This window comes from Streptomyces sp. NPDC004788, from assembly GCF_053601115.1.
Genome location: NZ_JBSGBF010000064.1, coordinates 1 through 14,559 on the forward strand (window position 1 = coordinate 1; position 14,559 = coordinate 14,559).

The window sequence follows — 14,559 nt, forward strand, 5'->3', positions numbered from 1 at the left end:
TGCGGAGCATCGGCGACCGACGACAACGCGGCGAGGCGCGGTGCCAGGCGTCGCGAGCCCGGCATGATCGGCGAGACACCCCCTAGCCCTTCCGGTCCTCAGCGTTCACCTCTCCTCCATCCCCCCGACAGCCGGGCGTCGCAAGGCGCCCGGCTGTTCTGCGTACACACAGGAGCGTGATCATGAACAGCAAGCTGCGCACGTCCGCCGCCGCGGCGGCCCTGGCCCTCGCCACGACCGGTCTGACCACCACGGCGAGCGCCCACCCGGCCGAGCCGGCGAAGTGCCCGACCCTGAAGGTCTCCGCGGGCTGGTACGGCGACAACAAGGCCCGTATAGAGCGCCTGATCGCCGACCACTGCCAGGACAAGGGGGCGAAGCCGGTCGCCGTCTTCGACTGGGACAACACCGTGATCAAGAACGACGTCGGCGACGCCACCCTCTACTGGCTGCTCCGCAACGACCGCGTCAAGCCCCCGCGCCACGGCGACTGGACCACCACCAGCCGCTGGCTCACCCCGGAGGCCGCCACCGCCCTCGCCGCCGCCTGCCCCACCGGCGTCCGCACCCTCCCCACCGCCACCGACACCGGATGCGCCGACGAGATCCTCTCCGTGTACGGCAAGGGCGCCACCACCGGCGGCGAGGCCGCGTTCGCCGGCTACGACCACCGCCGCATGGAGCCCGCGTACGCCTGGCTCGCCCAGCTCCTGCACGGCTGGACCACCCGGCAGGTGCGCTCCTTCGCCGAAGCCGCCCGGGCCGAGAACCTCGCCGCCCCGCAGGGCGCCACCCAGCAGGTCGGCTCCGCCCAGGTCACCGGCTGGGTCCGCTACTACGAGCAGCAGCGCGACCTCATCCGCGCGCTTCAGCAGGGCGGCTTCGACGTCTGGATCGTCTCCGCCTCGCCCGAACCCGTCGTCGACGTCTGGGCCGAGGGCGTCGGCGTCAAGCCCTCGCACGCCGTCGGCATCCGCAACACCACCGAGGACGGCCGCCTCACCTCCCACCTCAAGGGCTGCGGCACCGTCCGCGACGGCGAGGACGCGATGATCACCTACATCGACGGCAAGCGCTGCTGGATCAACCAGGAGATCCTCGGCGTCCACGGCCCGGCCGCCGAACGCGTACAGCCCGCCGCCCGCCGCCAGGTCCTCGCCGCCGGCGACTCCGACACCGACGTCACCTTCCTCCGCGACGCCACCGGCCTGCGCCTCGTCCTCAACCGCAACAAGAACGAGCTGATGTGCCGGGCCTACGACGACGCCGACGGCCGCTGGCTCGTCAACCCCATGTTCATCGAGCCCAAGAAGCAGAGGACGAGCCCGTACCCCTGCGCCACCACCGGCTACACCGCGGGCGACGGCACGGCCCAGCCGGTCCGCCGCGCCGACGGCAGCGTCGTACCGGACCAGCAGGACACCGTCTACTGATCCCGTCTCAGAGGAACGTCCGGCCCTCGCCCCGGTACGTCGGTACGGCGGCCGTCACCTGGTCGCCCGCCACCAGGTGCAGCGTGTCGAAGCGCTCGCACAGCTCGCCGGCCTTCGCGTGGCGGAACCACACCTTGTCGCCGATGCGGAGGTCGTCGGCGGGGGAGCCGAGCAGCGGCGTCTGCACCTCGCCCGGACCCTCCCGCGGGTCGTAGCGCAGCCCCTCCGGGAGGTACGGGACCGGGAGCCGGTCCCGGCCCGCGGCGCCCGAGGCGGGGTAGCCGCCGCCGAGGACCGTGACCACGCCGACGCCCGGGCGGCGCACCACCGGCTGGGCGAAGAGGGCCGCCGGGCGGGCCGAGAAGGAGCTGTAGTCGTCGAACAGGCGCGGCGCGAAGAGGCCCGAGCCCGCCGCGATCTCCGTCACCGCGTCCTCGGCCGCCGTGTGCTGCACACTGCCCGTCCCGCCGCCGTTGACGAACTCCAGGTCGGGCGCCACCGCCCGGACCGCGCGCACCACGGCCGCCCGGCGCACCGCCAGCTCCCGACGGGCCGCCGCCTGCATCAGCCGGACCGCCCGCGACCGCACCGGCCGCCCCGCGACCGCGTCCCCGACGCCCGCCACATGCCCCTCGTAGGCCATCAGCCCGACCAGCCGGAACCCCGGCCGCCGCACCACCGAACGCGCCAGTTCCGCGAGCTCCGCCGGCTCCCGCAGCGGCGAACGCCGCGCCCCGATCCGTACCCGGCCGCCGAGCAGGTGCAGCGAGGTGTCCAGCTCCAGACAGACCCGGATCTCCTCCGTGCCCCCGGCGCGCGACGCCTCGACGAGATCCAGCTGTGCGACGTCGTCGACCATCAGCGTCACCGCCGCGGCGAGCTTCGGGTCGCCCGCGAGCTCCGCGAACCCGGACCGGTCCGCCGACGGATAGGCGAGCAGCACGTCCTCGAAACCGGACCGCGCCAGCCACAAGGACTCCGCCAGCGTGAACGACATCACCCCCGCGAAGCCGTCCCTGGCCAGCACCCGCTCCAGGAGCGCCCGGCACCGCACCGACTTGCTCGCGACCCGGACCGGCTTCCCGCCCGCCCGGCGCACCAGATCCTCGGCGTTCGCGTCGAACGCCGCCAGATCGACGATCGCGAGGGGCGCGTCGAGATGCGCGGTGGCCCGGTCGTACCGGGCCCGGTCGGTGGCACGAGGAGTCATGGCCCGAGCCTGCCAGACGGGTTTGTGCGGGGGTAGCCCCCGGCATCGGACCCCGTTACCGCCCGGTTCCCGCCCTCCAGGGAACAGCCCGTAGAGTGACGCCGATTGCTTTCGCGGAACGACCAGGGGGACGGGGATGAGCACCGAGCCACAGCGCCCCGCGCCCACCTCCCGCATCACGGAGGCCCTGCTTCCGCCGGAGCCGGCGCCCGCCGACGCGCGCCTGCTGCCCGCCCGCCGCGAGCGCCGGCTCGCGCAGCCGCTGCCGCCCGAGCAGCCGCCCCGGCCCACCGAGCACCCGACGGAGACCACGACGCGGCTCCGCCCCGTCCCGGACGCCCACCCCACGGAGACGACGACACAGCTCAGGGCCGTACGACGCCCTGAGCAGACCCCCGGGCCGGGCCCGGCGGCCGCCCCTGCGTCGGGCCCCGCTCCCGCGCCGGCGTCCGCTCCCGGCGCCGCCTCCGCCCCGGCGTCCGCTCCCGGCTCCGTGCCCACCCCTGCCGGTGGGCCCGGCCCCGCGTCCGCGCCTGCCGGTGGGCCCGGCTCCGTGTCCCCTCCTGCCGCCGGACCCGGCTCCGCGTCCGCGCCCGCCGGTGGACCCGGCCCCGCGTCCGTTCCCGCCCCGGCGTCCGCGCCCACCCACGCACCCCTCTACGACGCCTGGGCCCTCGGCGCCCTCGGCGCCCCCGGCGAGGCCGCTGCCGCGCCCCGCCCCATACGCGGCGCTGGCCGGGTCGTGGCCACGGCCGTCTGTGCCGTGCTCGCGCTCGGGCTGGTCGGCGGGGCCGTCGCCGGTGCGCTGCTCGCCGGGAGCGGGGTCGGCGAGACCGACGAGCCGGTCGGTTACGGGGCCACGCGTTCGCTGTGGCACGACGCGCCCGTGGACACCCTCTTCCCGCGCACGCTCCCCGGCCCCTCGGCCGGGCCCGGCGGCGCCACCCGCACCTGGACGCGGATCGTCGTCGCGCCCGACGCGCCGTGCTCGCCGACCACGCTGCCCAAGGCGCTCAACACCGCGCTGACCCCCGTCGGCTGCGAGCGCGTGCTGCGCGCCACCTACACCGACGCGACGGCCTCCCACGTCACCACCGTCGCCCTCGTCTTCACCCAGGCTGACCCGGCCACCATGCGCACCCTCGGCTCCCGCGCCGACGACGAGCTGCCGCCCGCGCTCGCCGGACCCGGCACGGTCGCCGACCGGTTCGGCGCCGCCCAGCGGGCGAGCTGGTGGCGGCACATCCTGCCGGACCTGCCGGTCGTCGTGACCGCGGTGTCCGGCTTCGCCGACGGCCGCGCGGTCGACGACCCCGAGCCGGCCGACAAGGCGATGACGCCCAAGCGCACCACGGCCGTCGCCCAGGCGGGCCTCGGCCACGAGGCGAAGGGCGTCGCCGACGCCGTGGAGCGGGCCCTGCGCCACACCGTCGTGAAGACCGTCGAGGAGGACGAGCGGTGACCCCGCGCCGTACCGCCACCACCGCCGCCGCGGCCCTGCTCGCCGCCGCCTTCGCGGTCCTCCCCGCGACCACCACGCCCGCCTACGCGGACACCATCCGCGCCCGCCAGTGGGGCCTGGACGCCCTGCACACGAGCCGGGCCTGGCAGACGACCCGCGGCGCGGGCATCACCGTCGCCGTCCTCGACACCGGCGTGGACGGCACCCACCCCGACCTCGCGGGCTCCGTCCTGACCGGCACCGACCTCGTCGGCTTCGGCGCCTCCCGCGGCGACCGCGCCTGGGCCCGGCACGGCACCGCGATGGCCGGGATCATCGCGGGCCACGGCCACGGTCCCGGCGACCAGGACGGTGTGCTCGGCGTCGCGCCGAAGGTGCGGATCCTTCCCGTGCGGGTGATCCTCGAAGGCACCGACAAGCAGCGCGACAAGGCCCGCAAGACCCGTGGCACCGCCCTCGCCGAGGGCATCCGCTGGGCCGCCGACCACGGCGCCGACGTCATCAACATGTCCCTCGGCGACGACTCCGAGTCCGCCCACCCGGACGCGGGCGAGGACGCCGCCGTCCAGTACGCCCTCGCCAAGGGCGTCTCCGTCGTCGCCTCCGCCGGCAACGGCGGCGAGAAGGGCGACCACATCTCCTTCCCGGCCGCCTACCCCGGCGTCATCGCCGTCGCCGCCGTCGACCGCTACGGCACCCACGCCGCCTTCTCCACCAGCCGCTGGTACGCCACGGTGTCCGCGCCCGGCGTCGACATCGTCATCGCCGACCCCGACCGCCGCTACTACGAGGGCTGGGGCACCAGCGCCGCCGCCGCGTTCGTCTCCGGCGCCGTCGCCCTGGTCCGCTCCGCGCACCCCGACCTGACCCCGGCGCAGGTCAAGAACCTCCTCGTCGCCACCGCCCGGAGCCGCCCCAAGGACGGCCGGAGCGACGAGAAGGGATACGGCACGGTCGACCCGGCCGCCGCGATCGAGGCGGCCGGCTCGCTGAAGGGCGCCGACACCAAGGCCGCCGTCGCGGGCTACCAGGGCCGCTACTTCGGTCCGGGGCCGCAGCCCGACACCGAGGACTCCCGCCCCATCGGCCTCCTCGCGCCGCTCGCGGGCGGCGTCGGCGTGCTCTTCCTGGCCGCCGCCGTCGCGCTGTGGCGGGGCGGCCGCACCCCTCGCTGAGCAGGGCCGATCGGCCCGGGGCCGATGGCCGGAACGCGGACCGTTAGGCTCGGGGCGTGGCGCTCAAGAACATCCCGGACCCCGGTTTCTCCGACGACGACGGCACCGCCGACCCGCGGCTCGCCGCGGCCCTCGCGGCCTGGGCGGAGGACCGGACCGCCCACGGGCCCGTCCTCGCCGCCCTCAAGGACGCGCGACTGCTCGTGCCCGTCGTCGCCATGCTCGGCGAGGTCGAGACCGACCCCGTGACGGGGCTCAAGCAGGAGAAGACCAGCGACATGGCGGTGCCCACGCTCACCGCGGGTGACCGGCGGGCGCTGCCGGCCTTCACCTCGATCGCCTCGCTCGCCCTGTGGGACCCGGCCGCCCGGCCCGTCGCCGTCCCGCTGCACCAGGCGCTCGCCGCCCTCGTCCACGAGAAGGCCGACACGCTGCTCCTGGACCTGGCGGGTCCGGTGCCGTACCAGGTGACCGGTTCCGCCCTGCTCGCCCTCGCCGAGGGCCGCACGAGCACGGACCCGCTGGACGACCCGGCGGTACGGGACGCGGTCCGCGCCGCGCTCGCCGCCGAGTCGGCCGTGCTCCGCGCCCATCTGGGCCCGGGCACCGCCGACGGCACCCTCGCCCTGGTCCTCGCCGAGGACGCGCCCGCCGCCGAGGCCGCCCAGCGCGTGGCCGGCGCGCTCGCCGCCGACGAAACACTGAGGGCCCGCCTGGTGCGCGGCCTCGACCTGGCACTGCTGCCGGCCTCGGCCACGCCTCCCGGCGAGCCCTTCTACGTAAAGAACTGACCTGCTGAACCCCTGGCCGTACACCGGCCCGGTGGCTGCGGTCTCCCGGGGGACGACCCCCGTACCCCCGCCCCTAGCCGTAAACCGGACCCGTGTACTTCTCGCCCGGGCCCTGGCCCGGCTCGTCCGGGACGAAAGACGCCTCGCGGAAGGCGAGCTGGAGGGACTTCAGGCCGTCCCGCAGCGGGGCGGCGTGGAAGGACGAGATCTCCGTCGCGCCGGCGTCGAGCAGACCGGCGAGGGCGTGGATCAGCTTGCGGGCCTCGTCGAGGTCCTTGTGGTCGTCGCCCTCCTCGGTGAGCCCGAGCTTCACCGCGGCGGCGCTCATCAGGTTGACGGCGACCGTGACGATCACCTCGACCGCCGGGACCTCGGCGATGTCGCGGGTCATGGCCGCGAAGTCAGGGCTGTCGGGGGAGTCGGTGGACTCGTGCTGGGGCGTCTCGCTCATGCCCACACGATAAGCGGACCGGCGCCCGGACCCGCTCGCCGCGTCCCCGTTCGCGTACCCGCCCGGGTCCTGCTAACCTTGTGTGACGACCGGCCGAGCACGTCCGTGCCCGGCCCACAAGTGGAGGCTCCGACTTCCCACCTGGCCGCTCTCACGGGCGGCGGGTCACCGGTCAGGCGGTCCCCATCGTTCCGTACGGACGATGGAGCCGCCCGAATGTGCGCCCCGCGGCTGGCCGCGGCGGTGCTCCGGTTTCATGGAGCCCCGCCTGTGTCCCGTCCCGGGGCATTTTTCGTGCACCGGCTCGGTTGGTCCCGACAGTTCTACCGTGACGTGCCCGTCCGCCCGGCGGTCGCGTGGTGCTACCGAGGAGGATCCATCAGCGCCGAGCCCCGCATCAACGAGCGGATTCGCGTTCCCGAGGTGCGTCTTGTCGGCCCCAGCGGCGAGCAGGTTGGCATTGTGCCGCTTGCCAAGGCCCTGGAGCTCGCGCAGGAGTACGACCTCGATCTTGTCGAGGTCGCGGCTAACGCCCGTCCGCCCGTGTGCAAGCTCATGGACTACGGGAAGTTCAAGTACGAGTCGGCCATGAAGGCCCGTGAGGCGCGCAAGAACCAGGCGCACACGGTCATCAAGGAGATGAAGCTCCGGCCGAAGATCGACCCGCACGACTACGACACCAAGAAGGGTCACGTCGTCCGGTTCCTCAAGCAGGGTGACAAGGTCAAGATCACGATCATGTTCCGTGGTCGTGAGCAGTCCCGCCCTGAGCTCGGCTACCGACTGCTGCAGCGTCTCGCGGAAGACGTTCAGGAGCTCGGCTTCATCGAGTCCAACCCGAAGCAGGACGGCCGGAACATGATCATGGTTCTGGGTCCGCACAAGAAGAAGACCGAGGCCATGGCCGAGGCCCGCGAGGCCCAGGCCGCGCGCAAGGCCGAGCGTCAGGGCGGTGCGCCCGCGGCCGCTCCGGCCGACGAGCAGGCTTCGGTCGAGGAGCAGGCTTCGGCCGACGCGTCGGCCGAGAACTCCGAGGCGTGATCCCGAGGGGCCGCCGGACCGGCGGCCCCGGGTTCCGCCCCGGAACCACCAACGAAGAATTGACGCTCCCGGTTGCCCGGTGCCCGCACCGGGGGGAGCGCCACTGACGAGGAGATAACGGCGCCATGCCGAAGAACAAGACGCACTCCGGTGCCAAGAAGCGCTTCAAGGTCACCGGCTCCGGCAAGATCCTGCGGGAGCGCGCCGGCAAGCGCCACCTGCTCGAGCACAAGTCGTCCAAGCTGACGCGTCGCCTCACGGGCAACGCCGAGATGGCCCCGGGTGACTCCGCCAAGATCAAGAAGATGCTGGGCATCTGAGTTGATCTCCCGCCCTCGGCGTCGAGGGCATCCGGTCGAGACCGGGACCCATCCGTTTTTCGGGTCGTGTGAGGACCACCACGACCCCGCTACAAGGAGTTAAGAAGTGGCACGCGTCAAGCGGGCAGTCAACGCCCACAAGAAGCGCCGGGCGATCCTCGAGCAGGCTTCCGGCTACCGCGGTCAGCGTTCGCGCCTCTACCGCAAGGCCAAGGAGCAGGTCACCCACTCGCTGGTCTACAACTACAACGACCGCAAGAAGCGCAAGGGCGACTTCCGTCAGCTGTGGATCCAGCGCATCAACGCCGCTGCCCGCCTGAACGGCATGACGTACAACCGCCTCATCCAGGGTCTGAAGGCCGCCAACATCGAGGTGGACCGCAAGATCCTCGCCGAGCTGGCCGTCAACGACTCCAACGCGTTCGCCGCACTGGTCGAGGTCGCGCAGAAGGCCCTCCCGGCCGACGTCAACGCTCCGAAGGCCGCCGCCTGATCTTCCAGGTCGCAGTACTTCTGCCCGGACCCGCAGGCCCCGCGCCTGCGGGTCCGGCGCGTTGACCGCTCCTTTCCGGCCGCCCTCCGCCGCCGTACCCGACGAGACCGAGACAGAGACAGAGAGCCGCAGGCAGATGTCCACCCCCGAGCTGATCTCCCCGCGTTCGCCGCGCGTCGTCGCCGCCCGGCGGCTCGCCAAGCGCAACTTCCGGGGCAAGGACCGTCTCTTCCTCGCCGAGGGCCCGCAGGCCGTCCGCGAGGCCGTCGAGCACCGCGGCAGCAGCGGTGAGGCCACCCTCGTGGAGCTCTTCACCACCGTCGAGGCCGCCGAGCGCTACGCCCCCATCGTCGAGGCCGCCCGCGCCGCCGGCGCCCGCGTCCACTTCGCCTCCGACGCCGTCCTCGCCGAGGTCTCCCAGACGGTCACCCCGCAGGGCCTCACCGGCGTCTGCCGCTTCCTCGACTCGCCGTTCGAGGAGATCCTCGCCGCCCGCCCCAAGCTGGTCGCCGTCCTCGCCCACGTCCGCGACCCCGGGAACGCCGGCACCGTGCTGCGCTGCGCCGACGCGGCCGGCGCCGACGCCGTGATCCTCACCGACGCCTCCGTGGACCTCTACAACCCGAAGTCCGTGCGCGCCTCCGTCGGCTCCCTCTTCCACCTCCCGGTCGCCGTCGGCGTCCCGGTCGAGCAGGCCGTCGCCGGCCTCAAGGCCGCCGGCGTGCGGATCCTCGCCGCCGACGGGGCCGGCGAGGACGACCTCGACGATGAGCTGGACGCCGGCACCATGAGCGGCCCGACCGCCTGGGTCTTCGGCAACGAGGCATGGGGGCTGCCCGAGGAGACCCGGGCCCTCGCCGACGCCGTCGTCCGCGTCCCGATCCACGGCAAGGCCGAGAGCCTCAACCTCGCGACCGCCGCCGCCGTGTGCCTGTACGCCTCCGCGCGCGCCCAACGCTCCCGAACCACCTCCTGAGCCCACCACGGGGCCGCCGCGCCTAGTAGGGTGACGAACTCGGGGCCCACTGCGCTACACGGAGGGGTGGGATACGGGGATGACGGTCAGTACGGGCGGTCCCGCACAGGCACGGAGCGACGCGCCGCAGCCGCCACCCGAGCCCGGAGCCGTACCGGAGCCGCGTCGCGCCTCCCCCTCGTACGCACCCGAAAGCGACCCCGGTCCCGGCCTCGGAATCGACCCGGACGACCTGCCCGACGGTCTCGTCGTCGCCGACGAGACCGGCCGGATCATCTGCTTCAACGCCGCGGCCAGCCGCATCACCGCCGTGCCCGGCGACCGGGCGCTCGGCCGGCCGCTCGACCAGGCGCTGCCCCTGGAGGACCTCAAGGGCCACCGCTGGTGGGCGCTCACCGACCCGTACGGCGGGCTCGCCACCCGTCGCGGCCAGCCCGAGCGCAACCTGCTGCTGCCCGGCGGACGCGAGGTGCTCGTCTCCGCCCGTTACGTGCGCAGCCGCCCGACCGGGCCCGTGCAGCGGGTCGTGGTCTGTCTGCGCGGCACCGAGGCGCGCCGCCGCACCGAGCGCAGCCACGCCGAGCTGATCGCCACCGTCGCGCACGAGCTGCGCTCCCCGCTGACGTCCGTGAAGGGCTTCACCGCGACCCTGCTCAGCAAGTGGGAGCGGTTCACCGACGACCAGAAGCGCCTGATGCTGGAGACCGTCGACGCCGACGCGGGCCGCATCAAGCGGCTCATCGCCGAGCTCCTCGACATCTCGCGGATCGATTCCGGCCGTCTTGAGGTGCGCCGCCAGCGCGTCGACATCGCCGCCGCCGTCGGCCGCCACGTCCACGCCCACACCACCCGGGGCCAGTCCCCGGACCGCTTCTTCGTGCGGGTCCGGCCCGACCTGCCGGACCTCTGGGCCGACCCCGACAAGATCGACCAGATCCTCGGCAACCTGCTCGAAAATGCGGTGCGCCACGGCGAGGGAACCGTCACCATCGAAGTGGCACCCACCACGGCCACCACCGACGGAGAGAAGGGGACGGAGGTCAGCGTGAGCGACGAAGGACCCGGCATCCCCGAGGAGTCGATGGGCCGCGTCTTCACCCGCTTCTGGCGGGGCAGCAAGCGCGGCGGCACCGGGCTCGGCCTCTACATCGTCAAGGGCGTCGTCGAGGCCCACGGCGGCACCATCACCGTCGGACGCGGCCCCCGCGGCGGGGCCGAGTTCCGATTTATCCTGCCCGTCGGCACCCCGGCCCACCTCCTCTGACGTCCTCCGCGACGTCGCCTCCCGTCTCATCTGACGAGACCGTACGAGGTCAGGAGCCGCCCGGGGCCGCCCACGGGCTCATTCGCGTCCCTGCGCCCCGTTAGACTCGTCCTTTGGCACGTTTGCGCCCTTGACGTCGAGCGGGGCCGCCCAGCCAGCCAACGGAAGCACGGGAAGAGATGTCGGCACCCAATAAGTCGTACGACCCGGTCGAGGTCGAAGCCTTGAAACCGGAAGAGATCGAGCGCATGCGGGACGAGGCGCTCGCCGCCTTCGCCGCCGCAGGCGACCTCGACGCGCTCACCCACGCGAAGACCGCGCACACCGGCGGCACCTCGCCGCTGGCGCTCGCCAACCGCGAGATCGGCGCCCTGCCCCCGCAGGCCAAGGCCGCGGCCGGCAAGCTCGTGGGCCAGGCCCGCGGCGCCGTCTCCAAGGGCCTCGCCGCCCGCCAGGCCGAGCTGGAGGCCGAGCGCGACGCCCGCGTCCTCGTCGAGGAGGCCGTCGACGTCACCCTGCCGTACGACCGGATCCCGGCCGGCGCCCGCCACCCGCTGACCACCCTCATGGAGCGCGTCGCCGACGTGTTCGTCTCCATGGGCTACGAGGTCGCGGAGGGCCCCGAGGTCGAGGCCGAGTGGTTCAACTTCGACGCGCTCAACTTCGTCCCGGACCACCCGGCCCGGCAGATGCAGGACACCTTCTTCGTCCAGGGCCCTGAGGGCACGACGGGCGACGAGTCGGGTGTCGTGCTCCGTACGCACACCTCGCCGGTGCAGGCCCGCACGCTCATCGACCGGGAGCCCCCGGTCTACGTGGTGTGCCCCGGCCGCGTCTACCGCACCGACGAGCTCGACGCCACGCACACCCCGGTCTTCCACCAGATCGAGCTGCTGGCCGTCGACGAGGGCCTCACCATGGCCGACCTCAAGGGCACCCTGGACCACATGGTCCAGGCGCTCTTCGGACCCGACATGAAGACCCGGCTCCGCCCGAACTTCTTCCCGTTCACCGAGCCGTCCGCCGAGATGGACATGCTCTGCTACGTGTGCCGCGGCGAGTCCGTCGGCAACCCGGACCGGCCCTGCCGCACCTGTGGCAGCGAGGGCTGGATCGAGCTCGGCGGCTGCGGCATGGTCAACCCCAAGGTGCTGACCGCCTGTGGTGTGGACCCCGAGAAGTACAGCGGATTCGCCTTCGGGTTCGGCATCGAGCGGATGCTGATGTTCCGCCACAACGTCGAAGACATGCGAGACATGGTCGAGGGTGACGTCCGGTTCACCCGGCCTTTCGGGATGGAGATCTGATGCGGGTCCCGCTTTCCTGGCTGCGGGAGTACGTCGACCTGCCGGCGTCCGAGTCCGGCCGTGACGTACAGGCCAAGCTCGTGTCGGCCGGCCTCGAGGTCGAGACCGTCGAGCAGCTCGGCGCGGGCCTCACCGGCCCGCTCGTCGTCGGCAAGGTCCTCACGATCGAGGAACTGACCGAGTTCAAGAAGCCGATCCGCTTCTGCACCGTGGACGTCGGTCAGGCCAACGGCACCGGCGAGCCGCAGGAGATCATCTGCGGCGCCCGGAACTTCGCCGAGGGCGACAAGGTCGTCGTGGCGCTGCCCGGCGCCGTGCTGCCCGGCGACTTCCGCATCGCCGAGCGCAAGACCTACGGCCGCGTCTCCAAGGGCATGATCTGCTCCGGCGACGAGCTCGGCATGGGCGACGACGGCACGCACGGCATCATCGTGCTGCCGCCGGAGCACGAGGTCGGCATCGACGCCACGGTCCTCCTTGAGCTGTACGACGAGGTCCTCGACATCGCCGTCACCCCGGACCGCGGCTACTGCCTCTCGATGCGCGGCATCGCCCGCGAGGCCGCCATCGCGTACGGGCTGCCGCTGCGCGACCCGGCGCTGCTCGACGTGCCCGCGCCCAACGCGTACGGCTACCCGGTCCAGATCGCCGACCCGATGGGCTGCGACCGCTTCACCGCCCGCACGGTCACCGGTCTCGACCCCGAGGCCCACAGCCCGATCTGGCTCAAGCGCCGCCTGCAGAAGGCCGGCATGCGCCCGATCTCGCTCGCCGTCGACATCACCAACTACGTGATGCTGGAGCTCGGCCAGCCGCTGCACGCCTACGACCGCAACCGCGTCGACGGCCCCATCGGCGTCCGCCGCGCCGAGCCCGGTGAGAAGATCACCACGCTCGACGGCACCGTGCGCGTCCTGGACCCGGCCGACCTGCTCATCGTCGACAACAGCGGGCCGATCGGCCTCGCCGGTGTCATGGGCGGCGCCAACACGGAGATCGCCGACCCGGTCACCGACCCGGAGACCGGTGCCGTCACCGGCACCACCGAGGTCGTCATCGAGGCCGCGCACTTCGACGCGATCTCGATCGCCCGCACCGCGCGCCGCCACAAGCTGTCCTCCGAGGCGTCCAAGCGCTTCGAGCGCGGCGTCGACCCGCTGGCCGCGGCCGCCGCCGCGCAGCGCACCGTCGACCTGCTCGTGCTGCTCGCGGGCGGCACGGCCGAGGCCGGTGTCACCGAGATCGTCGCCCCGTCCGCGCCCCGGACGATCGTCATCCCGGCGAACCACCCGGACCGCGTCGCGGGCGTCGACTACGGCCGCGAGACCGTCGTCCGCCGCCTCCAGGAGGTCGGCTGCGACGTCTACGGCCAGGACGAGCTCGTCGTCACCGTGCCCTCGTGGCGCCCCGACCTGAACGAGCCGAACGACCTCGCCGAAGAGGTCATCCGGCTGGAGGGCTACGAGAACCTGCCCTCCACGCTGCCCAAGCCCCCGGCGGGCCGCGGCCTCACCGAGCGCCAGCGCACCCACCGCCGGGTGGGCCGCGCGCTGGCCGGCGCCGGCTACGTCGAGGCGCTGAACTACCCCTTCATCGGCGAGCAGGTCTTCGACCAGCTCGGCCTGGACGCGGACGACGCCCGCCGCCGGGTCGTGAAGCTGGTCAACCCGCTCTCCGACGAGGAGCCCGCGCTCCGTACGACGCTGCTGCCGGGTCTGCTCGGCGCGCTGCGCCGCAACGACGGGCGCGGCAGCCACGACCTGGCGCTCTTCGAGACCGGTCTGGTCTTCCGGCCGACCGAGGGCCAGCCGGGCGTCGCCGTCCGCCTGCCCGTCGACCGCCGCCCGAGCGACGAGGACATCGCCCGCGTCAACGCCGCGCTGCCCGCCCAGCCGCGCCGCGCCGCCGTCGTCCTCGCCGGCGCCCGCGAGCAGGCCGGCTGGTGGGGCAAGGGCCGCCCGACGGACTGGGCCGACGCCATCCAGGCGGCGCGCCTGGTGGCCGCCGAGTCCGGCGTCGAGCTGCTGATCGACGCCGACCAGCACGCCCCCTGGCACCCGGGCCGGTGCGCCGCCTTCCACGTCGTCGTCGACGGCGAGAAGGTCCTGGCCGGCCACGGCGGCGAGCTCCACCCCCGCGTGGTGAAGGCGCTCGGCCTCCCGGCCCGCACCTGCGCCATGGAGCTGGACCTCGACGTCCTGGAGCGCGCGAGCGAGGGCCCGGTCAAGGCCCCGCGCATCTCCGCCTTCCCGGTCGCCACCCAGGACGTCGCCCTGGTCGTCGACCAGGCTGTCCCGGCCGCCATGGTCGAGTACTACCTGGCCGGCGGCGCGGGTGAACTCCTGGAGTCCATCCGCCTGTTCGACGTCTACACCGGCGACCAGATCGACGCCGGCAAGAAGTCGCTGGCCTACGCCCTCCGTTTCCGCGCCGCCGACCGCACCCTGACGGTCGAGGAGGCCACGGCCGCCCGCGACGCCGCGGTCGCCATGGCCGCGGAGCACACGGGCGCGGTGCTGCGCGGCGCCTGACGGCACGTGTGACAGGGAAGGGGGCCGGGCCCCGGCGGAAAAGCCCCGGGGCGGGGCCCCTACCAATTGGGTGGGTTTATGACTACATTGGGGGGGATGCGGCAG

Annotated in this window: 13 protein-coding genes; 11 read left to right on the forward strand and 2 right to left on the reverse strand. The window is 73.6% G+C overall.

What is annotated here, in order from left to right:
- Window positions 1-182: 182 nt before the first annotated feature.
- On the forward strand, window positions 183-1,433 hold the full coding sequence (locus ACWEJX_RS25055; RefSeq protein ID WP_451609651.1) for a haloacid dehalogenase-like hydrolase: 1,251 nt from the start codon (window positions 183-185) through the stop codon (window positions 1,431-1,433).
- A gap of 7 nt (window positions 1,434-1,440) precedes the next feature.
- On the opposite strand, the gene ACWEJX_RS25060 is transcribed toward ACWEJX_RS25055, so the two are convergent.
- Entirely contained in the window at window positions 1,441-2,643 is a 1,203-nt protein-coding gene (locus ACWEJX_RS25060; RefSeq protein ID WP_451609652.1) for an amino acid deaminase/aldolase, read from the reverse strand.
- A gap of 136 nt (window positions 2,644-2,779) precedes the next feature.
- Here ACWEJX_RS25060 and ACWEJX_RS25065 point away from each other — a divergent pair, with 136 nt between their 5' ends.
- Genes ACWEJX_RS25065 through ACWEJX_RS25075 form a run of 3 tightly spaced genes read left to right on the forward strand, consistent with a single transcriptional unit; the run spans window position 2,780 to window position 6,071 of the window.
- Window positions 2,780-4,105 (forward strand): hypothetical protein, encoded by a 1,326-nt coding sequence (locus ACWEJX_RS25065; RefSeq protein ID WP_451609653.1) that lies wholly within the window; start codon window positions 2,780-2,782, stop codon window positions 4,103-4,105.
- Window positions 4,102-5,280, forward strand: a complete 1,179-nt coding sequence (gene mycP, locus ACWEJX_RS25070; RefSeq protein WP_451609654.1) for a type VII secretion-associated serine protease mycosin — start codon at window positions 4,102-4,104, stop codon at window positions 5,278-5,280. Before ACWEJX_RS25065 ends, mycP begins: the two co-directional genes overlap by 4 nt.
- Before the next feature lie 56 nt (window positions 5,281-5,336).
- Complete coding sequence (locus ACWEJX_RS25075) at window positions 5,337-6,071, forward strand: SseB family protein (RefSeq protein ID WP_451609655.1); 735 nt, start codon at window positions 5,337-5,339, stop codon at window positions 6,069-6,071.
- Between the two features lie 73 nt (window positions 6,072-6,144).
- Here ACWEJX_RS25075 and ACWEJX_RS25080 read toward each other — a convergent pair whose 3' ends face one another.
- Window positions 6,145-6,522, reverse strand: a complete 378-nt coding sequence (locus ACWEJX_RS25080; protein WP_389212729.1) for a DUF1844 domain-containing protein — start codon at window positions 6,520-6,522, stop codon at window positions 6,145-6,147.
- A 333-nt stretch (window positions 6,523-6,855) separates the two neighbouring features.
- On the opposite strand from ACWEJX_RS25080, the gene infC reads away from it, so the two are divergent.
- The 7 genes from infC (at window position 6,856) to pheT (ending at window position 14,454) form a co-directional block, all read left to right on the forward strand.
- Window positions 6,856-7,563, forward strand: coding sequence for a translation initiation factor IF-3 (infC, locus tag ACWEJX_RS25085; protein ID WP_451609683.1), 708 nt, complete (start codon window positions 6,856-6,858; stop codon window positions 7,561-7,563).
- 125 nt (window positions 7,564-7,688) lie between these two features.
- Entirely contained in the window at window positions 7,689-7,883 is a 195-nt protein-coding gene (gene rpmI / locus ACWEJX_RS25090; RefSeq protein WP_041128339.1) for a 50S ribosomal protein L35, read from the forward strand.
- Window positions 7,884-7,989: 106 nt separating this feature from the next.
- Window positions 7,990-8,376 (forward strand): 50S ribosomal protein L20, encoded by a 387-nt coding sequence (gene rplT / locus ACWEJX_RS25095; RefSeq protein ID WP_225799578.1) that lies wholly within the window; start codon window positions 7,990-7,992, stop codon window positions 8,374-8,376.
- Window positions 8,377-8,512: 136 nt separating this feature from the next.
- A complete protein-coding gene (locus tag ACWEJX_RS25100; protein ID WP_451609656.1) occupies window positions 8,513-9,352 on the forward strand; it encodes a TrmH family RNA methyltransferase in 840 nt (279 codons plus the stop codon).
- Window positions 9,353-9,431: 79 nt separating this feature from the next.
- Complete coding sequence (locus ACWEJX_RS25105) at window positions 9,432-10,616, forward strand: ATP-binding protein (RefSeq protein ID WP_451609657.1); 1,185 nt, start codon at window positions 9,432-9,434, stop codon at window positions 10,614-10,616.
- Window positions 10,617-10,795: 179 nt separating this feature from the next.
- The gene (gene pheS / locus ACWEJX_RS25110; protein WP_451609658.1) at window positions 10,796-11,923 is read left to right on the forward strand and encodes a phenylalanine--tRNA ligase subunit alpha; all 1,128 of its coding nucleotides are present in this window, start codon (window positions 10,796-10,798) and stop codon (window positions 11,921-11,923) included.
- Entirely contained in the window at window positions 11,923-14,454 is a 2,532-nt protein-coding gene (pheT, locus tag ACWEJX_RS25115; protein ID WP_451609659.1) for a phenylalanine--tRNA ligase subunit beta, read from the forward strand. Before pheS ends, pheT begins: the two co-directional genes overlap by 1 nt.
- Window positions 14,455-14,559: the final 105 nt, after the last annotated feature.